The following is a 22,875-nucleotide window of genomic DNA, read 5'->3' on the forward strand; positions in this document are numbered from 1 at the left end:
GGTGTTCGACGGAAGAGAAACTTCCGTGAAACCCGGAGGCAGCCCGGCCGGGTTCGCCCAGCGGCCGGGCACGCCTCGGGTCACAGCCAGGGCGGCAGTTGCGGCAGCGGCGCCCCCGTGGCGATGTGCAGACCCTGGGCCCGCCCGCGGCCGGTGAGCCACCGCGCGAGATCGGCGGCGCGTCCCTCGACGCGGACCGCCGCGCCACCGGCCTCACCGGTGTCGCCACCGGTTTCGCGGTCGGTGGCCCGTACGTCCAACTCGACCCCCTGCGCGCCGCGCCGGCGGGTCAGGGCGTCGCCGATCAGCGCGTCGAGCAGATCGTCGGGGAAGGCCGTGAAGTCGCCGCCGTCCGGCAGATCGCACGCGTGGATCCACACCTCGCGACAGCGCAGCCAGGGGATCGTGGCCGCGGGCACGGTCCGGCCCTGGGCCGTGACCACCTCGGCCCGCCACCCCTCGTCGGTGATCTTGCCGAGCGCGGTGCCCAGGTGTTCCTGTTCCTCCTCGACGAAGTCGCGCAGCCGGCTCGCGGGCCATCGCGCGCCGGACTCGATCTCCTCGGCGCGGGCGGACGGGCTCGGGTACATCGGCGTCGGCTCCCCGGTGGCCGCCCAGTGCGCCAGCCGGGCCAGCGCCGTCGCGTTGTGGCCGACGTGGGACAGCAGGTGTCTGCCGGACCAGCCGGGCAGGGTGCTCGGCCCGTCCAGCCGCTCGTCGCCGATGGCTTCGAGGCGGGCGGTGAAGTACTCGTGTCCCTGCGCCATCCAGCGCAGATACGTCGCCGGTGCGGTGGCGCTCATGACGCGGTGTCCGGTGCCGCGCGCCGCACCGGGGTGACCAGCTCGCCGATGCCCTCGATACGGGTGACCAGGCGCTGGCCGTCCCGCAGATAGCGCGGTGGCTTGCGTGCGTGGCCCACCCCTCCGGTGGTGCCGGTGGCGATCAGGTCGCCCGGGTTGAGGGTGACGATGGTCGACACATAGGCGATCAGGTCGGCCGGGTCGAAGAGCAGATCGCCGATGGTGGACTTCTGGACGACCTCGTCGTCGAGGGTGCAGCTGATCTCGGCGTCGGGGGCCAGCTCGTCCGGGGTGACCAGGCAGGGGCCGAGCGGAGTGGTGTCCTCCCAGGTCTTGCCCTGGAGCCACTCGCGGGTGCGGAACTGCCAGTCGCGCAAGGTCACATCGTTGAGGATGGTGTATCCGGCGATGGCGGCCGCCGCGGTGGCGCGGTCGGCGCGCCGGACACGCCGGCCGACGACCACGACGAGCTCGGCCTCCCAGTCCACCGCGTCGGACTCGGGCGGCAGGGTCAGCGGGTCGTTCGGGCCGATCAGCGCCTCGGGGAACTTGGCGAAGAGCGTGGGGAACTCGGGCAGATCGCGGCCCATCTCCGTGATGTGCGTACGGTAGTTGAGCCCCACACAGACGATCTTGCCGGGGCGGGGGACGACCGGGGCGAGCCGGGCGGGTTCGATCGGCAGGAGGTCGCCGGTGGCGGCTGCCGCGACCGTCCGCCAGTCCGCCCGGGTGAGCAGCTCGCCCACGTCGCCGGGGCCGATGTCGACCTGGCCGTCGGGCTCGACACGGACCGTGCGGAACCCGCCCTCGGTGCGTACGGTCGCCAGCTTCATGCTCGGTCGCCTTCCTGGTGGGAGCGGTGGAGATGCAGTCGTTCGAAGATCGGCGCGTCGGAGAACCGGAACAGGTCAAGGCCCCGCTCGGTCGCCACGGTGAGCGGCTGCCACGAGGGGACGACGAACAGGTCGCCGCGCTCGACGGTCCAGCGGGACGCGCCGACCGTGACCTCGCCGGTGCCGTCGAACACCTGGAACACCGAGGAGCCGACCTCGCGCCGGGTGGCCGTCGCGGTGTCCGGCGCCAGCCGGTGGAACTCGGTGCGCAGCGTCGGCATGACGTCCCCGCCCGTGGTCGGGTTGGTGTAGCGCACCGCGGCGTGGCCGGGCTCGACGGTCACGTCGTGGCCCTCGCGTTCCAGGGCCAGCTGCTCGCGGAGCGCGTCGTCGGTGTGTTCCCACCGGTAGGCCAGCAGCGGGGTGGCCGGGGTGGGGTGCAGATGGGTCAGCGGGCGCAGCCCGGGGTGGGACCACAGCCGCTCGGAGGACGAGCGCGGCGGTGTGCCGCGGGTCTCCGGCTTGTCGGGTCCGAAGGCGAAGAAGGTCGCGTCCGTGTAGTGCTGGAACGGGATGTCCAGCCCGTCGATCCAGGCCATCGGGCGGTCGCTGTGGTTGAGGTGGGCGTGCCAGTGCCAGCCGGGCTGCGGCAGGAAGTCGCCGCGCCGCATGGCCACCGGGTCGCCGTCGACCACGGTCCACACCCCCTCGCCCTCGACCACGAAGCGGAAGGCGTGCTGGGTGTGGCGGTGGACCGGCGCGTCCTCGTGGGGGTTGAGGTACTGGATCGCCGCCCACAGCGTCGGCGTCGCGAACGGCTGACCGCCGAGCCCCGGGTTGGCCAGCGCGATGGCGCGGCGTTCGCCGCCCCGGCCGACCGGGACCAGCCGCCCCGCCCGCTCGGCCGAGGGAAGCAGGTCGTTCCAGCGCCACAGGTGCGGCAGGGCCCGGGAGGAGGGGTGGGCCGGCATCAGCTCACCGATCCCGGTCCACAGCGGGACGAGGAGCTGCTGCTCGAACTCCCGGTAGAGCGCCTCCAGTTGGGGTGTGCGTTCCGGCTGATCGGCGGCGTCGGTGGCCTGGACGCGCACCGGTGAGGGGAGCGGTGTCATGACTTTGATCGTGCCGACGTTCTCAGGGATGGGATATGTTTTTCTGCTGTGAAGAACGAACCGCCCTATCCGATCACCTCCGTCGACCACGCCCTGCATCTGGCGACCCTGCTCCAGCAGGAGGGGCCGCTCCGGGTCAGCGACGCGGCGGAGCGGCTGGGGGTGTCGCCGTCCACCGCACACCGACTGCTCGCGATGCTGGTGTACCGGGGGTTCGCCGAGCAGCGGCCCGACCGCCGCTATCAGGCCGGGGACGTACTGCGCCCGGCCGCCGCGTCCCGGGCGCCGGTGGCGCTGCTCCGCCAGGTGGCGCTGCCGCATCTGCACGATCTCGTCGACCACGTGCGCGAGTCGGTCAACCTCGTCGTCCTGGCGGGCACCGAGGCCCGGTTCATCGCCTCCGTGGAGTGCGACCAGGTCCTGCGCGTCGGCAGCAGGGAGGGCCGTACGCTGCCGGCCCATCTCACCTCGGGTGGCAAGGCCGTTCTCGCCGCGCTGCCTCCCGAGGAGGTGGCGGCGCTGTACGGGGGGTCCGACGACGTCGGGCTCCCGCGGTTGCGCCGCGAGCTGGCCCTCGTCCGCAAGCGCGGTTTCGCGATCAACGACCAGCGCACCGAGACCGGGCTGACCGCCCTGGCCACGGCGATCCGCGACGCCTCGGGAGCGCCCGTCGCCGCGGCGGCGATCGCCATGCCGACCGCCCGCTTCCACCGGGACCACGTCTCCGGCTGGGTCGCCGCCCTGAACCGGGCCGTCTCCCGCGTCGAGCGGGAGCTGCGCTCCGCGGCCTGACCGGCCCGGTGCCGGGCGCACCGCTCACTGCCCCAGTTCCTCGCCCCGCTGATCGCGCCGCTCTTCCTGACCATCGGCGGGGGAGACGGCAACTACCCGGCCACGGCGCCGATCCGCGGAGAGCGCCGACGTGGAGTGCTCTGACGTGGAGTGCGCTGACGCGGCGTCGGCGTAGCGGCGGGCCAGGCGCGCGAAGGCGTCCTTGAGCTCGGCCGGCCCGATGACCTCGATGCCGGCGTCGAACCTGCCGATGGCGGCGGCCAGCGCGGGCCATGACCACGAGCCCAGCACGAGCCGGCAGCGGTCCGGGCCGAGTTCCTCGACGACCCCGTCGTGGGCGTGGCCGGACACCTCGCGGGCGGGCAGGTCGAGGATCACCTCGCCGCGGCAGGGCCAGCCGCCGGACCCGTCGGAGCCCCGGAACCGGCCCGCGACGAAGGCGGCCACGTCCCCTCCGGGCAGTTCGCGCGGGGTGAAACGGGGCCCCGTCGGGGTGCGCGGGGCGATCCGGTCGACGCGGAAGGTGCGCCAGTCGTCGCGGTCGAGGTCCCAGGCGACGAGATACCAGCGCCCGCCCCAGGTGACGAGGTGGTGTGGCTGCGCCCGGCGCGGCGGAGCCGCGGCGGCGAGCCCGGCGTCGGCGGCTCCCGGCGGATACACGGGGGCATAGTCGAAGCGCAGCACCTCGCGGGCGCGCACGGCCGCGCTGAGCGTCATGAGCACCCGGGGGTCGACCTGCGGATTCGGCCGGGCCCCGGGGCTCTCGACGGCGGTGACCCGCAGGGCGTCGACACGGTGGCGCAGCCGCGCGGGCATCACCTGCCGGACGGTGTTCAGCGCGCGGGCCGCGGCCTCCTCGATGCCGACACCGGCGGTGGCGGCGGCGGTCCGGAGCGCCACGGCGAGGGCCACGGCCTGGTCGTCGTCGAACAGCAGGGGCGGCAGTTCCGTGCCCGCCTCCAGCCGGTAGCCCCCGTCCGGGCCCTTGGTGGTGAAAATCGGGTAGCCGAGCTCGCGCAGGCGGTCGATGTCGCGGCGCACGGTGCGCGGGCTGACCTCCAGCCGCTCCGCCAGCAACTGGCCCGGCCAGTCCCGGCGCGCCTGGAGCAGGGAGAGCAGGGACAGCAGTCGCGCTGAGGTTTTCGGCATGAGGCCCATGGTGCCCGGAGAAGCGGCCACACCCTGACCGCTTCCCCTGCCACGGTTGTCCCTGCCGGAACGAGAACGACCAGAAGGAACCCGAACACCGTGACTGCCACCACCACGCCCCCCGCAGCCCTCGACGGCGAGCGGGCCGACCTGCTCGCCGAGCTCGCCGCCGCGCGATCCGCTCTGACCAACACGGTGCGCGAGCTCGGCGACGAGCCGGCCGCCAAGCGCCCGACGGTCAGCGAGCTGAGCCTGGGCGGGCTGATCAAACACGTCGCGTCCATCGAGGAGGGTTGGCTGCGCTTCGTGGTCGAAGGCCCGTCGGCGCTGCGTTACGACCTGCCCGACGGCGTCACCTGGGCGGATCTCGCGGGCGGTACCGCACGCGAGATCCCGCGGTGGGCGATCGACCACCGGGACAACTTCCGGATGCTCCCCGGCGAGACACTGGCCGGGATCCTCGAGGGCTACGAGCGGGTCGCCGCCCGGAGCGAGGAGATCATCGCCACCGTGCCCGACCTGTCGGCGACCCACCCGCTGCCGGAGGCGCCCTGGAACGAGCCGGGCGCGGTGCGGAGCGTGCGCCGGGTGCTGATGCACGTCATCGCCGAGACCGCCCAGCACGCCGGACACGCGGACATCCTGCGCGAGGCCCTCGACGGGCGGAAGTCGAGCTGACGGTGACCGTTCTGGACAACCGGGCCCTGGGCCGCGCGACGCTGGCCCGGCAGTTGCTGCTTGATCGCGCCGACCTACCGGCCCTGGACGCCGTCGCCCACCTGTGCGGCATGCAGGCGCAGGAGCCGCAGGAGCCGTTCGTCGGGCTCTGGTCGCGGCTGCGCGCCTTCGATCCGGCGGTCCTCTCGGAGCTGCTGACGGGGCGGAGCGTGGTACGGACCCATCTCATGCGCCGCACCGTCCATCTCCTCACCGCCGACGACGTCCTGGGCTGGCGCTCCCGCCATGACGCCATGCTGCGCCAACGGGTGCTCGGGACCTACCGCCGTGAGTTCGAGGGGATCGACCTCGACGAACTCGGCGAGGCGGGCCGGGCGGTGATGGCCGACGGCGAGCCCCGCACGATGGCCGAGCTGGTGCGGGTGGTCGCCCCGCACCGGCCGGCGCCGCAACCGCGGGCGCTGGGCGAAATGCTGGTCGCGGCACTCGTCCCGGTGGTGCAGACACCGCCTCGCGGGCTGTGGCGCACCAAGGCGGGGGTGCGCAACGTCCTGCTCTCCTCCTGGCTGGGGCGGAAGCCCGACCCGCTCGCCCCGGATGGCTCCGACCCGGTCGGCCAGGCGCTGGTACGGCGCTATCTGGCCGCGTACGGCCCCGCGGCCTCGGCGGATCTGCGCGCCTGGTGCGGGCTGGCCGGACTCCCCGCCGCGGTGGCCGCGATCCGCGAGGAACTGGTCACCTTTCGCGACGAGCGCGGCCGCGAGCTGCTCGACCTCCCCGGCGCGCCTCGCCCCGACCCCGACACCCCCGCTCCGGTGCGGTTTCTGCCCGCCTTCGACAACGCGATCCTCGGCTACCACGACCGCGGCCGGATCATCGACGACGCCCACCGCGGCCTGTCGGTCGCCGGCGAGCGTGTCGTGCTGGTCGACGGGCGCGTCGCCGCGACGTGGAGTGTCACGGCCGACACCGTGGTCGTCGCCCCGCTCCGCGGTTTCTCCCGGGCCGAACACGCCGCGGTCGCCGAGGAGGGGCGGGAACTGGCGGGGTTCCTCTCGGACGACGAAAGCCACCGCGTGCACGTCGCCTCGTCCCCGGGCTGATTCAGTGTGATCCCGCCCGTTCGGGCCGCGCGTGTTCGAAGGTGTCGTCGACGAGTACGACCTGATGTCCCGCGGCGGCCAGCAGGGAGGCCGCGATCGCGGCCCTGAAGCCGCTGTGACAGTGCACCCAGATCTCGGTGTCCGGCAGGGCGGGAAGGGCGCGGGGCAGCTCGGGCAGCGGTATGTGGCGGGCGCCGGGCAGATGTCCGCGCCGCCACTCGCCGCCGCTCCTGACGTCCAGCACCTCCACCGGCCGCCCGGCCAGGGCGGTGGCCAGGGTGGCGAAGTCCGTGCGCGGGTAGGAGGCCAGCCACCGGGGGCCCGCCCATGCCGGCGGGTTTCCGGTGGCGACGGCCGCGGGATGGTCGAAGCCGATCCTGAGCAGCTCCCTCCGGGCGGCTTCGAGCTGTTCGGCGTCGGTGGCCAGCAGGGTGAGCGGTCCGTCGAACGGCACCAGCCAGCCCAGATAGGTGGCGAAGGCGCCGTGGGCGTCGATGTTCACGGCGCCCCGCAGATGGGTGTGCGCGAAGTCCGCCCGCGGCCGTACGTCCACCACCCACTCCCCGGCCGCGATGCGATTGGCCACCTCGGTCAGGCCCGCGGGGCTGGGGGCGCGGAGGCCGGACACGGGGGCCGGCCCGGCGGCATTGATCGCGGCCATCCGGCGGTAGTACGCGGGGAAGAGCTCGAGACCGGCCAGGGCGCCGGAGACGAAGGCCTCCTCGTCCAGGGTGAACACGGGATTGGTGGCGCGCTCCGAGCCGATCGTCGAACGCTCGACCGCGCCGGCCGTCGCCGCGGCACAGAAGCTCCCGAAGCCGTGGGTCGGCAGGATCACGGTGTCATCGGGCAGCACCTCGGCCAGGTGGCGGGCCGACCGGTACTGGCGGCGGGCCAGCGGCTCGGCGAGCTCCGCCCCCATCAGGTCCGTGCGCCCGGTCGTCCCGTACAGCACCGAACCGCCGGTGCAGACGAGCCGCGGCATCCCGTCGCCGGGCGCGAACGCGTACGCGAGGTGATGGTCGGTGTGGCCGGGGGTGGCGATCACCTGGATCCGCAGCTCCCCGGCCCGGAACTCGTCCCCGTCGCCCGCCCGTACGGCGTCGAAGCCCAGCTTCGGACCCGTCGGGACCAGATAGTCGGCACCGCGGCGGCGGGCCAGCTCCAGACCGCCCGTGACGTAGTCGTTGTGCAGATGGGTCTCCACCACCGCGCCGAGCCGAAGCGCCCCCGCGTCGAGCGCGGCCGTGATCCGCTCGATGTCACGCTGCGGGTCCACGGCGACCGCGACCGCGCCATCCGTGATCAAGTAGCTGCGATTTCCCAGGCTGGGCGTGGCGAGCTGGATGACGCCCGCCTCGGCCGCCGGGCTCCTGGCCACGTCCGTTCCCTTCCGTACCCAGCACAACGCTGGACACTTCGGGCGTCAAATCGACGGCCGGGCGGGTCGCGGTGCGTAGTGGCCGAGGAACATGTCGACGCCGCCGGCGATCAGGCGGTCGGTGAGGCCGTCGTCGACGTCGGCGCCGTAGGCGCTGAAGACGAGGTGCGGGAAGACCAGGAGCGAGTAGAGCTGGAGCAGGGCCACCTCGATATCGGGGATGGCGAGCCGGCCGTCCTCGTCCAGTCTCCGGAGCGCTCCCGCCACGGCGGGGTGGTGGTGCTCGGGGCCGGACTGGTGCCATACGGCGCCGAGTTCGGGGAAGCGGTGCAGCTCCCGGGCGACCACGTTCCGCAGGGCGAGGATGTCCGGGTCGGCGTGGATGCCGTCCACCCAGGCCCGGGCCACGGTGACGAGTGCCGCCCGCAGGTCGTCCGAGTCGGCCAGTCCGTCGATCGCCGCGACCAGATCGCTGCTGAGCGGCGCGTCAAGCGAGTCCTTGACGACCCCGATGAACAGGGCTTCCTTGCTGCCGAAATGGTTGTAGACGGTCACCTTGGACACGCCCGCCCGCGCGGCGATCAGATCGACGCTCACCTCGAAGCCCTCGCGCAGAAACAGTGCGCGGGCGGCCGTCACGATGGCCCGCCGCTTGGCTTCGGCGCGTGGCCCGGCGGGCGGCTGCTTCGCGGGTGTCCTGACCGTCTCGGGGCTCATGGCATGAGTCTACCCGGCATCTGAACTGTACGGTTGAGTTCAGTTGAACTGAACCGTACAGTTCATGTGTCCGCGCATCGCGTGCGTCAGGCCCGTACGGAGGAATCGTCATGAGCCACTCTCACCACACCGCCCACGCGCAGCATCCGCCCGCGCCCCACGAGGAAGTCCCGCCGCGCCGCTGGCTGATGCTGGCGCTGCTCTGCCTGGCCCAGTTCATGCTCATCCTGGACGTCACCGTCGTGAACGTCGCTCTGCCCGACATGGCCGCCGACCTCGATCTCGGCCGCGAGACGCTCACCTGGGTCGTCACCGCCTACACGCTCTGCTTCGGCGGGCTGATGCTGCTCGGCGGCCGCCTCGCGGACGCGCTCGGCGCCCATCGCACGGTGCTCGCCGGGCTCGCGGTGTTCACCGCGGCGTCCCTGCTCACCGGGGTCGCCACGGGCGCCACCACGCTGCTCGCCGGGCGGATCTGCCAGGGCGTCGGCGCCGCGCTGCTGTCGCCCTCCGCCCTGTCCGTCGTCACCACGACGTTCCAGGGCGAGGAGCGGAACAAGGCCCTGGGGGTCTGGGCGGCGATCGGCGGCACCGGGTCGGCCTTCGGGGTCCTGCTCGGCGGCGTCCTGACCGACGGGCCCGGCTGGCAATGGGTCTTCTACCTCAACGTCCCCGTCGGTGTTCTCGCTCTCGCCACCCTGCCCGCGCTGCTCCCGCGCCGGGCGCCCCAGCCCGTCCGGCTCGACGTGCCCGGCGCCGTGCTGGTCACCGCGGGCACCGCGTCGCTCATCTACGGCCTGGTGAAGGCGGGGGACGCGGGCTGGGGCGATGTCACCGCCGTACTGCCGCTGCTCGCGGCGCTCGTCCTGTACACGGTGTTCGTCGTCGTCGAACGCGCCGCCCGGTCCCCGCTGATGGACCCGCGGATGTTCACCCGGCGCCCGGTGGTCGCGGGGGCGTTCCTGATGCTCGTCGCCACCGCGCTGCTGATCGCGTTCTTCTTCCTCGGCTCGGTCTATCTCCAGGGGACACGCGGACTCGACGCGCTGAAGACCGGACTGGTGTTCCTGCCGGTGGCCGTGGCCACCGGCCTCGGCGCCCACCTCGGGTCGCGGTTCGTGGGCCGGATCGGCAGCCGTCCGACGGCCGTGGCGGGCATGGCGGTGGCGGCGGCCGGGACCGTGCCGTTGGCGTGGCTGCCGGCCGACGGCAGCGTGTACGCGAGGCTGCTGCCCGGGCTGGCCGTCGCCTCGCTCGGCATCGGCGCGGTCTTCGTCACCGCCACCACCACCGCGCTCGCGATGGTCGCCCATGAGGAGGCGGGGCTCGCCTCCGGTGTCGTCAACACCTTCCACGAGGTGGGCGGTTCGGTCGGGGTGGCCGTGATGTCCACGGTCGCCGCGGCCGGTATCGAGCGCGGAGCGATCGACGGCTTCACGGACGCGTTCACGCTCAGCGCGATCGTGGCCGCCGCGAGCCTGCCCGTCGCCCTGCTCCTCGTACCGCGCGGCAAGCCGCAGCCGTCCGGCGGCCCCCACGTGCACTGACACCAGGAGCGGAGCACACCTCACGCCCGGTCGGCCTCGAGCGCGGGTTCTCGTCGGTGGTCCTTGCCGAGCAAGGCGGCCACGAGGACGGCACCGAGTGCGAGCAGGGCGGCCGCGACGGTCAGGGCGAGGGAGAAGCCCTCCGTGGCGGCGCGCTCGGGGCCCCGCTCAGCGGTCAGGGCCTCGCTGCGCCGGGTGGCCAGGGAGACCAGGACCGCCAGCCCCACCGCGCCGCCGACCTGTTGGACCGAGCTCAGCAGGGCCGAGCCGAGCCCGGCGTTCTCCTCGGTGGTGCCCGTCACCGCGGCGACGGTGAGAGCGGGCAGGCTCAGTCCGCAGCCCAGGCTGGTGACGAGCATGCCCGGCAGCACCCCGGAGGCGTAGCCGTCGCTCGGCGCCACGCCGGAGAGCAGCAGCAGGCCGGCCGAGCAGATCAGGAACGACCCGACGAGGGTCCGGCGCACCCCGAACCCGATGACGGCACGGGACGAGAGCCATATCCCCGCGAGGATGCCGGCGCCGTAGGGCAGATACGCGACTCCGGCCGTGAGCGGGTCGTAGTCGAGCACGGTCTGGAGGTGGACCATCAGCAGGAACGCCATCGCGAAGAAGGCCGCGGAGAACAGCAGAGTCGCGGCGTTGGCGACGGCCCGGGTGCGGAAGGAGAGGAACGCGAGCGGCACCAGTGGCTCGGCCGTACGGGACTCCACCGCGAGGAACGCGAGGGCCAGGACGACGGCGAGTACCACGGACGTGACGGAGAGCGGGTCGCCCCAGCCCGACTCCCCGGCCCGGGTCAGACCGTAGACCAGGGACAGCAGGGCGCCGGTGCCCAGGACCGCTCCGGGGACGTCCGGACGTACCCGGCCGGGAGCCCGGCTCTCGGCGACCAGCCGGGGGAGGAGCGCGAGGGCCACGGCGGCCACCGGCAGGTTGATCAGGAAGATCCAGCGCCAGGACGTGAGACCGGTCAGGGCGCCGGAGATCACCAGGCCCATCGTGCCGCCCAGCCCCGCGATGCCGCCCCACACACCGAGCGCCTTGGCCCGCTCCTCGGTGCCGGGGAACAGGAGGGTGATCAGTGACAGCGCGGCCGGGCCGGCCATGGCCGCGCCGGCACCCTGGACGAACCGCCCGGTGACGAGTTGCCAGGGCTCCTGGGCCAGCCCGCAGAACAGGCTCGCGGCGCCGAACAGCGCCACGCCGCCGAGGAAGACGCGCCGGCGTCCCAGCAGGTCGGCCGCGCGGCCGAACAGCAACAGCAGCCCGCCGAAGGAGAGGTAGTACGCGCCCGCCACCCAGGCCAGCCCCGCGGCGCCGAAGCCGAGATCGTTCCGGATGCTGGGCAGGGCGACGTTCACCACCGTGTCGTCCAGGACGAGCATGAACTGCACGAAACACAGCACGACGAGCGCGAGTCGGCGACGGTTCGCGGCCGTGGTCCGGGCATGAGGCGTGGTGGTCATGACGGCCGTCCCGCCGGGTTCGGCTGCGGACGCGTATCGGGGCGGCGCGCTGGGCGCGAAGGTGCGATCGGCATACGACGACGCTATGCACGAGCCGAGTTGGCCACCATCCGCCATGAGGCCATGTCATATCGCGTTGAGGCCATACGCTGTGCCGCATGACCGAGGAAGTCTCGCGTGCCGTCCCACCGGGGGTCGGCGCGATCGTCGTCGGGAAGTTTCCGCTGTTGTCGGGGGAGTGGATTTCCGCGCACAGCCATCCGGAACACCACATGCTGGCCTGGACGCGGCGCGGTGTGCTCGGCGTCGCCGTGGACGACACCTACTGGGTGCTGCCGCCGACCCGGGCGCTGTGGGTGCCGGCCGGGGTGGTCCACCGGGCCGGCGCGACCCGCGAGGCGGTCCTGTGCAGCGTCTACGTCGCGCAGGCGCGGTGCGGTCTGGACTGGACCGAACCCATGCCGGTCGGTGTCGACGGGCTGCTCGCCCACCTGATCACCTACCTCGGTCGCGAGGACCTCGCCGACGACGCGCGGCTGCGCGCCGAGGCGGTCCTGCCGGACCTGCTCCGTCCGTTGCCCGCCCTGCCCATCGACGTGCCGCGGCCCGTCGACGACCGTGTGCGCGCCGTGGCCGACGCCCTGCTCGCCGATCCCTCCGACCGCCGCGGTCTGGAGGCGCACGCACGGGCCGCCGGTGTGAGCCGACGCACCCTGACCCGGCTGTTCGTCCAGGACACCGGCATGAGCTTCGACCGCTGGCGCACCCATGCGCGGCTGCGTGCAGCGCTGCCCCTCCTCGCCGAGGGCCGGCCGGTGTCCCGTGTCGCACACGCGGTGGGATACGCGACCCCGAGCGCGTTCCTCGCCGCGTTCCGCCGGACCGTCGGCACCTCTCCGAAGCGCTACCTCAGCGGCGAGGTGTCCTTCGACGCGGCCGCCATGAGCGCCGCTGACGACACATGACCCACGCCGCGCGAGGTGAGGCCCGTCACGCCACCATCATGAGCAGCATCGCGGACATGGCTCCGCCCATGCCGATATGAGCGGCCAGGGCCGCGTCAGGCGCCGCGCCGAGCCTGCGCCGACGGCCGTGGCTTCCCCGTTCCGTCGCCCTGGCCCGGTCCCACACCGAGAGGGTCAGCGACGCCAGGAACACCACGACCGTGTCCGGCATGGCGAGCAGCCAGCGACCCCAGCCGCGACCCCAGCCGCGACCCCGGCCGCCCTCGCGGCCGACCGGACGCCCGCGGCCGGTGCCCCGGACCCGGGCCCACACGGACGCGCCGATCGACAGCAGGAAGTACACGGCGAGCCCCGCGATCACGAAACGCCAGACGGAGCCCGAAGAATGGGCGGTGGTGGTGTCGGCGGCGGTCATGCCCGGCATGCTCATCCCGGGCATGTCGCGTGGCGCCGGCTCCATGCCGGGCATGTTCTCCATCCCCGGCATCCCGGCCATCGAAGAACCGCCCAGTGCGAGCACCGGCCCTGAGGATGTGGTCGTCATGGCGAGCGTCATGATCGCCATTCCGGCGCTGCCGACGATGAGGTGTACCCAGTGGCGGCCGTGGCTCCAGCCGCACTCACGCGTGTGTTTGACGGCCATGGCCACGCCGCCGAGCCCCAGGAGGGCGAACACGGTGGCCCACCACATGCCGTATCCCGCGTACCAGGCCGTCGTCGCGGGCAGTGCCATGACGGCCATGCACACGCCCATCAGCAGATCGCTCCCCGCCGCGAAGCGGGTCTCGCCGCTGGTGGTCGCTATCCGGACCATGCTGACGGCGGCCACCAGTGCGGCGATCGCCGCCACGGACCAGCTCAGAGCCACGGTCTCCATCGTCATCCCTTCCCGCTCCCCTCAACTACTGATGTCCTTAGTACGTAGTGACTTAGGAGAATGTTCAGCGGGTGGGTCCGTCTTACCCCCGCGGGGTATATTGGCGGCGGCACCCACCGGAAACACGGACGGAAACGATGACGACAGCCGGTACTCGGCGGATCCGCGCCCGTGGTGGCGCGGTCCGCTGGACGCGGGTCGTCGTCATCGCGCTGTTCGCCGCGCTCGTCGTGCTCGTCCACCACGAGACGGCCGCCGTCTCCGCCCAGGCGCACGCGACCGCCATGAGCGGGATGCCGGGCATGGGCCACGCGCCCGCCACGGCGACGCCATTGGACGCGACGGGGCACGGCAGCGCCGCGTGGCCCGCCGCTCCGGTCGCGGACAGCGATGTCGGCCCCTGTCCGGGCATGGCCATGCAGCACTGCGCGACCGCCGGTGTCGACGTGGTCAAGATCGCCCCGCCCGCCGAACTCCGTGTCGACGTCGGCCGCGACACCCGCGCCACCCCGGCCGGGCGCGATGTCCCCGGCACCGTGAGCCGCGCCCCGCCCGACCTCTCCGTCCTCTCCCGACTGCTCCTGTAGGCCGCCCCACGGCCGTCCGCGCGCCCGCGCGCGAACAGCCGTGCCCGCACGCGACCGAACAGAAGGCATGTCGAGAAGAGGACACCATCCCCATGAACAGCATCAACCGTCGCTCCGTCCTGCTGGCCGGGCTCGGCGTCGCGGGCGCGGGAGCGCTCGCCGCGTGCAGCGGCTCAGGCGAGGGCTCCGGGAGCGCCCCCGAGTTGGTCCAGCCGACCGGCGCGGCGGTCGCCGCCGCCGAGAAGAAGCGCGCCGGCACCGGCCGGGTGCACCGGCCGACCCTGACCGCCGCGCCCGCCACGCTGGACCTCGGCGCCGGTGTCATGGCCCGGAGCTGGGCCTTCTCCGGCCGGACCCCCGGAAAGGAGCTCCGGGTGTCGGTGGGCGACACCCTGGCCGCCGAGCTCTCCAACCAGCTGCCGGACCGGACCGCCACGTCCATCCACTGGCACGGCATCGCCCTGCGCAACGACATGGACGGCGTGCCCCCGGTCACTCAGACGGCCGTGCGGGCCGGAGCCAACCACACCTACCGCTTCATCGCCGACGCCCCCGGGACCTACTTCTTCCATCCGCACGTCGGCGTCCAGCTCGACCGCGGACTGTACGCCCCGCTGATCGTCGAGGACCCGAAGGAGCCGCTGTCGTACGACGACGAGTGGGTCGTGGTCCTGGACGACTGGGTCGACGGCGTCACCGGCACGCCCGACCAGGTCTTCGCCGAGGTGAAGCGCGGCATGGACGGGATGCACATGGGCGGCTCCGGCGGCATGTCGATGAAGTTCATGCTGATGGGCGCCGAGAGCGAACTGCTCGGCGGTGACGCCGGTGATGTGAACTACCCGCACCATCTGATCAACGGCCGGGTGCCGGCCGATCCGGCCGTGTACCGCGGCAAGCCCGGCAAGCGGGTTCGCCTCCGGATCATCAACGCGGGCGGGGACACCGCCTATCGCGTGGCGCTCGGCGGCCACCAGCTGACCATCACCCACACCGACGGCTTCCCCGTCGGGCATCAGCGGGTCGACGCCCTGCTGATCGGCATGGGGGAGCGCTACGACGTCCTGGTCACGCTCGCCGACGGCGTCTTCCCGCTCGTCGCGCTCGCCGAGGGCAAGGACGCGGCCGGCCTGGCCCTGATCCGTACCGGCTCCGGCGCCGCGCCGAAGGCGACCGTACGGCCCCGGGAACTGAACGGCGCGATCGTGGCGGCGTCCCGGCTCCGCGCCGCGGACGAGGTCCGGCTGCCGTCGAAGAAGGCCGACCGGGTGCACCGCGTCGAGCTGACCGGCGGCATGGCCAAGTACGACTGGGCCATCAACGGCAAGGCCTTCGACATGCACGACCCGACGGCCGCCCCGATCATGGTCGAGGAGGGCAGCCGGGTCCGGCTGGACTTCGTCAACAGCACGGAGATGTGGCATCCGATGCATCTGCACGGCCACACCTACCAGCTCGGGAATGCCGGCCCGCGCAAGGACACCGCGATCGTGCTGCCGAAGCAGCGGCTGTCGGTGTACTTCGATGCCGACAACCCCGGCCAGTGGATGCTGCACTGCCACAACGCCTACCACGGTGAGGCCGGGATGATGGCGCTCGTGGCCTATCGGGCCTGATCCTGAGGCCCATCCGCCGGCAATTCACTCAAAAGTGGATGATGCGTGCATAGCGTGCCCATGTGGCTACTATCGGTCCCATGTTCCGGGGTGTGGCGAAAGAGCCGGGGAAGCGCGGCTCGTTGGCGGGGTTGCTCCTGGGCCTGGCGCTGTTCGCCGTGGCCCATGTGTTCGTCTGCGCCCTGCACGCCCCTGACGGACACCGTGGTCCGGTGTCCGTCAGGGAGTCCGGTGCCGTCGGCCAGTCCGTGGACATCGACCGCTGCGGCGAAACCCGGGCGTCCGACCACCGCGCCCCGGAGGCGGACGGTGGCTGCTGCGGCCCCATGGCGCACCCGTGCGACGGCCCGGCCCGCGTCGAGCCGCTGTCCTTGTGGATGCTGCCGCTGGGGCTTCCGGTCCTGGGGGCGGCGGGGCTGAACGCCTGCTCCGGCCACGCTCGTTCGGGGATCCGCTCCGCGATGGCATCCCCTCCGCGCCGCGGCGCCGAGGTGCTCCGGATGGCGTGCGTCAGTCGTATGTGACCGCTTGCGCGCGGCGGTACGGCCCCGGGAGGTAGCCAACCCTCCACGGGGCCGGCCGTCACGCGGTCAACGACGACCTGACACTTTTCACGCTCCGCGGAGAGAACACGACGATGCGATCCTCGACCACGACCGACCCCTGTTCGCTCACCGCCGGGTCCGCCATCTCCGGACTGGTCGGCAACACCCCCCTGCTGCGGGTGTCCGCGCCCCTCGCCCCGGCCGGGCGCGGCTTCTGGGCCAAGCTGGAGGGCTTCAACCCAGGCGGCATCAAGGACCGCCCCGGGCTGCACATGGTCGAACGGGCCCGGGCCCGTGGCGATCTGCGGCCCGGCGGCCGGATCATCGAGTCCACCAGTGGCACCCTGGGGCTGGGACTCGCCCTGGCCGGCATGGTCCACGGCCACCCGGTCACCCTGGTCACCGACCCGGGCCTCGAGCCGTCCATGACCCGGCTGCTGACCGCGTACGGCGCCCAGGTCGATGTCGTCGCCGAACCCCATCCCGCCGGCGGCTGGCAGCAGGCCCGCCGCGACCGCGTCCAGCGCCTGCGGGACCTGCACCCCGGATCGTGGTGTCCGGACCAGTACAACAACCCCGACAACGTCGCCGCCTACACCCCGCTCGCGCTCGAACTGGCCGCCGAACTCGGCCATATCGACGTCCTGGTGTGCAGCGTCGGCACCGGCGGCCACTCCGCGGGCGTCTCCCGCGTCCTGCGCCGGCTCTACCCCGCGCTGAGGGTCGTCGGGGTCGACACCACCGGCTCGACCATCTTCGGCCAGCCCGCCAGGCCCCGTCTCATGCGCGGGCTGGGATCCAGCATCTACCCCCGCAACGTCGCCTACGAGCTGTTCTCCGAAGTGCACTGGGTGGCGCCGGCGGAGGCGGTGTGGGCCTGCCGCCGGCTGGCCGTGTCCCACTACGCCACCGGGGGGTGGAGCGTCGGAGCGGTCGCCCTGGTGGCCGGATGGCTCGCCCGGACCAGCACCGCGGACACCCGGATCGTGACCGTCTTCCCCGACGGCCCGCAGCGCTACCTGGGGACGGTCTACGACGACGACTACTGCGCCGCCCACGGTCTGCTCGGCTCACCCCCGGCACCGGAACCGGAGGTCATCGGCAGCCTCGACGAGAAGGAGGTCATCCGCTGGACCCGGTGCACCACCGTGGTCGACCCCCTCTCCCGCCCCCGCGCCCCGCGGAACACCGGTGCGGAGGAGGTCCGGTGAAGGCGCTGTTCACACAGGCGCGCTCCTACGAGCGCAGCGTCCGGCTGCTGATGGTGAACCAGTTCACCATCAATCTCGGCTTCTACATGCTCATGCCCTACCTGGCCGCCCATCTGTCCGGAACCCTCGGACTGGCCGGCTGGCTGGTCGGGCTGATCCTGGGGGTGCGCAACTTCAGCCAGCAGGGCATGTTCCTGGTCGGCGGCACCCTGGCCGACCGGTTCGGCTACAAGCCACTGATCGTCGCCGGATGCGTGCTGCGCACCGCCGGGTTCGCGGCCCTCGGGCTCGTGGACTCCCTGCCCGCGCTGCTCGCCGCCTCGGCGGCCGCCGGGCTCGCCGGAGCGCTGTTCAACCCCGCCGTACGGGCGTATGTCGCGGCGGACGCGGGGGAGCGCCGGGTGGAGGCGTTCGCGCTGTTCAACGTCTTCTACCAGGCCGGTATCCTGCTCGGCCCGCTGGTGGGCATGGTGCTGACCGGCATCGACTTCCGCGTCACCTGCCTGACGGCCGCGGCCGTCTTCGCCGTCCTCAGCGTCGTCCAGATCCGGGCGCTGCCGTCCCGCCGGGCCGATGACGCCAAGGACGGCCGGGACGCCGCGCGCGAGACGGTGCTGTCGCAGTGGCGGGACGTGGTGGCCAACCGGCCGTTCCTGCTCTTCTCCGCCGCCATGATCGGCTCGTATGTGCTGTCGTTCCAGGTCTATCTGGCCCTGCCGCTCGAGGTGCGCCGCCTGGGCGGCCAGGGCGCGGGCGGGACCGCGGCGGTGGCGTTGCTGTTCGCCGTCTCGGGCCTCGCCACCATCCTCGGGCAGACGAAGGTCACGGCCTGGTGCAAGGCGCGGATGGCGCCGGGGCGGGCGCTGGCCTGGGGGCTGTTCACCATGGGCGCGGCGTTTGTGCCACTGCTGCTGGCGACCGCCGTTCCGGAGCCGGCGGGCGGGGTGGACCGGTGGCTGCTCGCGGCCGTTCCGCCCGCGCTCTCGGCGCTGTCACTCGCCCTGGGGACGATGATCGCCTACCCCTTCGAGATGGACACCATCGTCCGGCTCTCGGGCGACCGGCTCGTGGCCACCCACTACGGGCTCTACAACACCATCTGCGGGGTGGGCATCACCCTCGGCAACCTGCTCACCGGCGCCGCGCTGGACGCGGCCCGGGCGGCGGGGATGTCCGCGCTGCCGTGGTGCGCGCTGCTCGCGCTGGGCGTGGCGTGCGCGGCCGCGCTGTACGGGCTGCACCACACCGGCCGCCTCGCGGCGATGCCCGCTCCCCGGGCGCGGCCCGCGGCGGCCTGAGGGGGCCACGGACGGGAAACGGGCGGCGGACGGTTCCCGGCACCGTCCGCCGCCCCTCGACCGGCCGGTGGGAACTATCCGAGGACCGGGGGGCAACCGACCAGGAAAGGGAGCACCGGAACCGCCGTCACGCCGACGGCCATCGCGGCCGACAGCGCCGGATGGGGGCGGCGCCGCGGAGCCAGTACGCGCCGGAGCCGTATGAGTACGTCGGCGCCGCCCATGGCGAACGCGCCCCGGGGTGTCCTCGCGGCGGCCATGTCGCACATGGCCGCCGCGAGCACCGCGCGCGGCTGGCGGCGCAGGGCGCGGTCGTCAGCGACCATCTCCAGGAGGATCGCGGTCTGTTCCCTGGCGTGCCGGGCCAGCGGCAGTCGGCGGAAGGTGCGGGCGAACGCCTCGGCGGCGGCCAGGGCCAGGTGGTGGCGGCCGGCGATATGGCCGCGCTCGTGTTCCAGTACGGCGTCGAGCTGGTCCGCGGTGAGCAGGCTCAGGGCGCCCCGGCTGACGACGACCCGGGAGCGCAGGCCGGGCAGGCTGTAGGCGGTGGGCAGGTCATGGTCCAGGACGGTGGCCCGCAGCGCTGCCGAGTGGCGGCCGACGACGTCCAGGACGCGCAGATGGCGCGAGCGTCGCCACCGCGCGTGCGCCACCTCCAAGGCGAACGATCCCAGGAGAACCAGCGATACGGCGGCGGGCACGGCGATGGCGAGGGCGTCCGCGATGCCCGGGGTCGACACGCCGCTCTCCGGGGTGTCGGCCGGCCCGCAGGCGTGCAGGAAACCGGCCGCTCCCGGGTGGCGGTGCGGGGCCGGGAGGGCCAGGTGATAGGCGGCAAGAGCCACCGCGGTCGTGAACGACACGGCCAGCGCGTGCCAGGCGAAGACGGCGAGCGCGGGCGAGCGGTGGGCCCAGCCGCGCAGCATCAGCCGGGGTGCGAGGAGGCCGACCGCCGCCGCGTAGCCGATCAATGCCGGGACCGCGGTCATGTGTCCGTGTGCCGTCCGGCGGTCCTCAGGGCCTCGCGCAGCGCGGCCACCTCGGTGGGTGACATCTGCCCGACGAAGTGGGCGAGCGCTGCCGGACGGTCCTCGCTCGCGCCCAGGGCGTCCTCCATCATGGCCGCGGAGTACTCCTCGCGGGTGCGGACCGGCTCGTACAGCCAGGCTCTGCCCTGCTTCTTCTCGCGCAGGAGCCAGCCTTTCGCATGAAGGATGTTGGCCACGGTCAGCACAGTGGTGTAGGCGAGGGGCCGCGTCCTGTTGATGTCGTCCACGATGTCGCGGACCGTCGCCGGGCGCTTCCACTTCCACAGGCGGTCCATGATCTCCGCCTCCAGTTCCCCCAACCGCCGCATGGCCGTTCCTCCCTCTCCGGCACCCCGTACGAAGGGCCATCGTAGGGCGATCTTCTCGTCCTTCATGCCCGAGGCCGACATGCCGAGCGCGGCCCGCTGCTGCTCCGTGAGGCCGTTACCGCCGGGCGGATCGCCGTCGCCGGCTCACCTGTCCGCCGGCTGGAAGCCCCGCAGCCGGAGGCTGTTGCCGACCACGAACACGGAGGAGAAGGCCATGGCGGCCCCGGCGATCATCGGGTTGAGGAGCCCGGAGGCCGCGAGGGGGAGCGCGGCGACGTTGTAGGCGAAGGCCCAGAAGAGGTTGGACCTGATGGTGCCCAGCGTCTTGCGGGAGAGGCGGATGGCGTCCGCCGCCGCCCTGAGGTCGCCGCGCACCAGGGTCAGATCGCCCGCCTCGATGGCGGCGTCGGTTCCGGTGCCCATCGCCAGCCCGAGGTCGGCCTGGGCGAGCGCGGCCGCGTCGTTGACCCCGTCGCCGACCATCGCCACCGAACGGCCCTCGCCCTGAAGCCGCTTGACCACATCCACCTTGTCCTGCGGCATGACCTCGGCGATCACCTGCTCGGGGGCTATGCCCACCTCCGCGGCGACCGCCTCGGCGACGGTCCGGTTGTCGCCGGTCAGCAGGATGGGGGTGAGGCCGAGGGAGCGCAGCCGGCTGATCGCCTCCGGGCTGGTGTCCTTGACGGCGTCCGCCACCTCGAGGACGGCACGCGCCTCGCCGTCCCAGGCGACCGCGATGGCGGTGCGCCCGGTGGCCTCGGCCTCGGCCTTGGCGCGCTCCAGTTCGGCGGGCAGCGAGATGGCCCATTCGGCCAGCAGCTTCTCGCGGCCGACCAGCACGGCGTGGCCCTCGACGACGCCCTGGACACCGAGGCCGGCGAGGTTGGCGAAGTCCTCGGGGGTGGGCAGGGCGCCCACCCGGGCGGTGGCGCCGGCGGCGACGGCCTGGGCGATGGGGTGTTCCGAGGAGTGCTCCAGGGCGCCCGCGAGCCGCAGGACGTCCGTCTCGTCCGTGCCCTTGGCGGTGTGGACGGCGAGCAGGGCCATCCGGCCGGTGGTGACGGTGCCGGTCTTGTCCAGGACGATGGTGTCCACCTTGCGCGTGGTCTCCAGGACCTCGGGGCCCTTGATCAGGATGCCGAGCTGGGCGCCGCGCCCGGTGCCGACCATGAGCGCGGTCGGGGTGGCCAGGCCCAGGGCGCAGGGGCAGGCGATGATGAGGACGGCGACCGCGGCGGTGAAGGCGGCGGACAGGCCCGCGCCGTTGCCGAGCCAGAAGCCCAGGGTGCCGAGCGCCAGGGCGATGACGACCGGGACGAAGACCGCGGAGATCTTGTCGGCGAGCCGCTGGGCGGCGGCCTTGCCGTTCTGCGCGTCCTCCACCAGCTTGGCCATGCGGGCGAGCTGGGTGTCGGCGCCGACCCGGGTTGCCTCGACGACCAGGCGGCCTCCGGCGTTGAGCGTGGCGCCGGTGACGCCGTCCCCCGCACCGACCTCGACGGGCACGGATTCGCCGGTGAGCATGGAGGCGTCGACCGCGGAGGACCCCTCGACGACCGTGCCGTCGGTGGCGATCTTCTCCCCGGGCCGGACCAGGAACCGGTCGCCGACCTTCAGCTCGCCGACCGGGATCAGCTCCTCGCGGCCGCCGCGCAGGACGGTGACCTCCTTGGCGCCCAGCTCCATCAGCGCCCTGAGCGCCGCCCCCGCCTTGCGCTTGGACCGCGCCTCGAAATAGCGGCCGGCCAGGATGAAGGCGGTGACGCCTGCCGCGGCCTCCAGATAGATGTTCCCGGCGCCGTCGGTGCGGGCGATGGTGAACTCGAAGGGGTGGGTCATGCCGGGCGTACCGGCCGTGCCGAAGAACAGGGCCCACAGCGACCACAGGAACGCCGCGCTCGTGCCCACGGAGATCAGGGTGTCCATGGTGGCCGCGCCGTGCCGGGCGTTGGTCCAGGCCGCCCGGTGGAAGGGCCAGGCGGCGTAGGTCACCACGGGCGCCGCCAGCGTCAGCGACAGCCACTGCCAGTACTCGAACTGGAGCGCCGGGACCATGGCCATCGCGATCACGGGGACGGCGAGCGCGACGGCGGTGGTCAGCCGCTGTCGCAGCGGCCGCAGCTCGTCGGACGCCTCCTCCTCCGCGTCCGCGCCGCCGTCGGACGCGGACCCGGTGCGCCCGCGGTCCGGCTCGGGCTCCCGCGCGGTGTAGCCGGTGGCCTCGACGGTGGAGATCAGGTCGGCGACGGCGATGTCCTCCCGGAAGGTGACCTTCGCCTTCTCGGTGGCGTAGTTGACGGTGGCCTCGACCCCGTCCATGCGATTGAGCTTCTTCTCGATCCGGGCCGCGCATGAGGCGCAGGTCATGCCGCCAATGGCGAGTTCGACCTCGGCGGCGCCGGGCGTGGTGGTGGTCATGTGTGCTCCTCGCAGCTCACGGGATGGCGGGCGGGGCCGTGGCCGGTGGCCCCGCCCGGGTGGGGCGGGTCAGGCGTCGGCTCGGCCGGCGAAGGCGTAGCCCGCCTCGTCGACGGTCTTGGCGAGCAGCTGGTCGAACGCCTCGTCGGGCGCGGCGGAGCTCGTCACGGTCACCAGGCCGGTGCCGATCTCGACCTCGACGGCCTTGACGTCGTCCAGGGCGCCCACCGCCTTGGCGACGACGCCCTGGCAGTGAGCGCTGCCGACGCCCTCGACCCGGTACCGGGTGGTGGACGTGGTGTGGCAGCTTCCCTCGGGGGTGCAGCAGTCCGACATGGGATCCTCCGTCGTCGATCGAGATACCCTGGTGGGGTATCGCTGTGGCGTGTTCCTGTATACCCCCCACCCGTATCCTTC

General features: G+C 73.1%; 22 protein-coding genes. 10 read left to right on the forward strand and 12 right to left on the reverse strand.

Annotation, left to right across the window (positions count from 1 at the left end; translation table 11 throughout):
* Window positions 1–80: 80 nt before the first annotated feature.
* From ABTY62_RS28450 to ABTY62_RS28460, 3 genes are read right to left on the reverse strand one after another with little or no spacing between them, the layout of a single operon-like run.
* Window positions 81–803 (reverse strand): maleylpyruvate isomerase family mycothiol-dependent enzyme, encoded by a 723-nt coding sequence (locus ABTY62_RS28450; protein WP_352132255.1) that lies wholly within the window; start codon window positions 801–803, stop codon window positions 81–83.
* Entirely contained in the window at window positions 800–1,636 is an 837-nt protein-coding gene (locus ABTY62_RS28455; protein ID WP_352132256.1) for a fumarylacetoacetate hydrolase family protein, read from the reverse strand. The genes ABTY62_RS28450 and ABTY62_RS28455 overlap by 4 nt, the downstream gene beginning before the upstream one ends.
* Window positions 1,633–2,748 (reverse strand): cupin domain-containing protein, encoded by a 1,116-nt coding sequence (locus tag ABTY62_RS28460; RefSeq protein WP_352132257.1) that lies wholly within the window; start codon window positions 2,746–2,748, stop codon window positions 1,633–1,635. The genes ABTY62_RS28455 and ABTY62_RS28460 overlap by 4 nt, the downstream gene beginning before the upstream one ends.
* A gap of 48 nt (window positions 2,749–2,796) precedes the next feature.
* Here ABTY62_RS28460 and ABTY62_RS28465 point away from each other — a divergent pair, with 48 nt between their 5' ends.
* On the forward strand, window positions 2,797–3,540 hold the full coding sequence (locus tag ABTY62_RS28465; protein ID WP_352132258.1) for an IclR family transcriptional regulator: 744 nt from the start codon (window positions 2,797–2,799) through the stop codon (window positions 3,538–3,540).
* 24 nt (window positions 3,541–3,564) lie between these two features.
* Here ABTY62_RS28465 and ABTY62_RS28470 read toward each other — a convergent pair whose 3' ends face one another.
* A complete protein-coding gene (locus tag ABTY62_RS28470; protein ID WP_352132259.1) occupies window positions 3,565–4,689 on the reverse strand; it encodes a helix-turn-helix transcriptional regulator in 1,125 nt (374 codons plus the stop codon).
* A 99-nt stretch (window positions 4,690–4,788) separates the two neighbouring features.
* Here ABTY62_RS28470 and ABTY62_RS28475 point away from each other — a divergent pair, with 99 nt between their 5' ends.
* Window positions 4,789–5,367: a DinB family protein gene (locus ABTY62_RS28475; protein ID WP_352132260.1), complete on the forward strand. Its 579-nt coding sequence runs from the start codon at window positions 4,789–4,791 to the stop codon at window positions 5,365–5,367.
* A 2-nt stretch (window positions 5,368–5,369) separates the two neighbouring features.
* Window positions 5,370–6,470, forward strand: a complete 1,101-nt coding sequence (locus ABTY62_RS28480) for a winged helix DNA-binding domain-containing protein (protein ID WP_352132261.1) — start codon at window positions 5,370–5,372, stop codon at window positions 6,468–6,470.
* A gap of 1 nt (window position 6,471) precedes the next feature.
* Here the strand turns inward: ABTY62_RS28480 and ABTY62_RS28485 are convergent, their stop codons facing one another.
* Together ABTY62_RS28485 and ABTY62_RS28490 are read right to left on the reverse strand one after the other, a co-directional pair.
* On the reverse strand, window positions 6,472–7,851 hold the full coding sequence (locus ABTY62_RS28485; RefSeq protein WP_352132262.1) for a rhodanese-like domain-containing protein: 1,380 nt from the start codon (window positions 7,849–7,851) through the stop codon (window positions 6,472–6,474).
* 45 nt (window positions 7,852–7,896) lie between these two features.
* Window positions 7,897–8,568, reverse strand: coding sequence for a TetR/AcrR family transcriptional regulator (locus tag ABTY62_RS28490; protein WP_352132263.1), 672 nt, complete (start codon window positions 8,566–8,568; stop codon window positions 7,897–7,899).
* A 110-nt stretch (window positions 8,569–8,678) separates the two neighbouring features.
* Between ABTY62_RS28490 and ABTY62_RS28495 the strand changes: the two genes are divergently transcribed.
* A complete protein-coding gene (locus ABTY62_RS28495; protein WP_352132264.1) occupies window positions 8,679–10,115 on the forward strand; it encodes an MFS transporter in 1,437 nt (478 codons plus the stop codon).
* A 20-nt stretch (window positions 10,116–10,135) separates the two neighbouring features.
* On the opposite strand, the gene ABTY62_RS28500 is transcribed toward ABTY62_RS28495, so the two are convergent.
* Window positions 10,136–11,581 (reverse strand): MFS transporter, encoded by a 1,446-nt coding sequence (locus ABTY62_RS28500; protein WP_352132265.1) that lies wholly within the window; start codon window positions 11,579–11,581, stop codon window positions 10,136–10,138.
* Between the two features lie 158 nt (window positions 11,582–11,739).
* Here ABTY62_RS28500 and ABTY62_RS28505 point away from each other — a divergent pair, with 158 nt between their 5' ends.
* On the forward strand, window positions 11,740–12,546 hold the full coding sequence (locus tag ABTY62_RS28505) for a helix-turn-helix transcriptional regulator (protein ID WP_352132266.1): 807 nt from the start codon (window positions 11,740–11,742) through the stop codon (window positions 12,544–12,546).
* Between the two features lie 25 nt (window positions 12,547–12,571).
* On the opposite strand, the gene ABTY62_RS28510 is transcribed toward ABTY62_RS28505, so the two are convergent.
* On the reverse strand, window positions 12,572–13,429 hold the full coding sequence (locus ABTY62_RS28510; RefSeq protein ID WP_352132267.1) for a DUF5134 domain-containing protein: 858 nt from the start codon (window positions 13,427–13,429) through the stop codon (window positions 12,572–12,574).
* A gap of 131 nt (window positions 13,430–13,560) precedes the next feature.
* On the opposite strand from ABTY62_RS28510, the gene ABTY62_RS28515 reads away from it, so the two are divergent.
* From ABTY62_RS28515 to ABTY62_RS28535, 5 genes are all read left to right on the forward strand, one after another.
* Entirely contained in the window at window positions 13,561–14,010 is a 450-nt protein-coding gene (locus ABTY62_RS28515) for a hypothetical protein (protein ID WP_352132268.1), read from the forward strand.
* Window positions 14,011–14,102: 92 nt separating this feature from the next.
* Window positions 14,103–15,626, forward strand: a complete 1,524-nt coding sequence (locus tag ABTY62_RS28520) for a multicopper oxidase family protein (protein WP_352132269.1) — start codon at window positions 14,103–14,105, stop codon at window positions 15,624–15,626.
* Between the two features lie 80 nt (window positions 15,627–15,706).
* A complete protein-coding gene (locus ABTY62_RS28525) occupies window positions 15,707–16,150 on the forward strand; it encodes a hypothetical protein (RefSeq protein ID WP_352132270.1) in 444 nt (147 codons plus the stop codon).
* Between the two features lie 113 nt (window positions 16,151–16,263).
* On the forward strand, window positions 16,264–17,382 hold the full coding sequence (locus tag ABTY62_RS28530) for a PLP-dependent cysteine synthase family protein (RefSeq protein ID WP_352132271.1): 1,119 nt from the start codon (window positions 16,264–16,266) through the stop codon (window positions 17,380–17,382).
* The gene (locus ABTY62_RS28535; protein ID WP_352132272.1) at window positions 17,379–18,680 is read left to right on the forward strand and encodes an MFS transporter; all 1,302 of its coding nucleotides are present in this window, start codon (window positions 17,379–17,381) and stop codon (window positions 18,678–18,680) included. Before ABTY62_RS28530 ends, ABTY62_RS28535 begins: the two co-directional genes overlap by 4 nt.
* A gap of 74 nt (window positions 18,681–18,754) precedes the next feature.
* Here ABTY62_RS28535 and ABTY62_RS28540 read toward each other — a convergent pair whose 3' ends face one another.
* From ABTY62_RS28540 to ABTY62_RS28555, 4 genes are all read right to left on the reverse strand, one after another.
* Window positions 18,755–19,669, reverse strand: a complete 915-nt coding sequence (locus ABTY62_RS28540) for a M56 family metallopeptidase (RefSeq protein ID WP_352132273.1) — start codon at window positions 19,667–19,669, stop codon at window positions 18,755–18,757.
* A complete protein-coding gene (locus ABTY62_RS28545; RefSeq protein WP_352132274.1) occupies window positions 19,666–20,037 on the reverse strand; it encodes a BlaI/MecI/CopY family transcriptional regulator in 372 nt (123 codons plus the stop codon). Before ABTY62_RS28545 ends, ABTY62_RS28540 begins: the two co-directional genes overlap by 4 nt.
* Before the next feature lie 144 nt (window positions 20,038–20,181).
* On the reverse strand, window positions 20,182–22,458 hold the full coding sequence (locus ABTY62_RS28550) for a heavy metal translocating P-type ATPase (RefSeq protein ID WP_352132275.1): 2,277 nt from the start codon (window positions 22,456–22,458) through the stop codon (window positions 20,182–20,184).
* A gap of 69 nt (window positions 22,459–22,527) precedes the next feature.
* Window positions 22,528–22,794 carry a heavy-metal-associated domain-containing protein gene (locus tag ABTY62_RS28555; protein ID WP_311728997.1) on the reverse strand — a complete coding sequence of 89 codons (267 nt, stop codon included), beginning with the start codon at window positions 22,792–22,794 and terminating at the stop codon, window positions 22,528–22,530.
* Window positions 22,795–22,875 lie beyond the last annotated feature (81 nt).

Origin of the sequence: Streptomyces sp. NPDC097640 (genome assembly GCF_040302705.1) — a bacterium.
Taxonomy (GTDB): domain Bacteria; phylum Actinomycetota; class Actinomycetes; order Streptomycetales; family Streptomycetaceae; genus Streptomyces.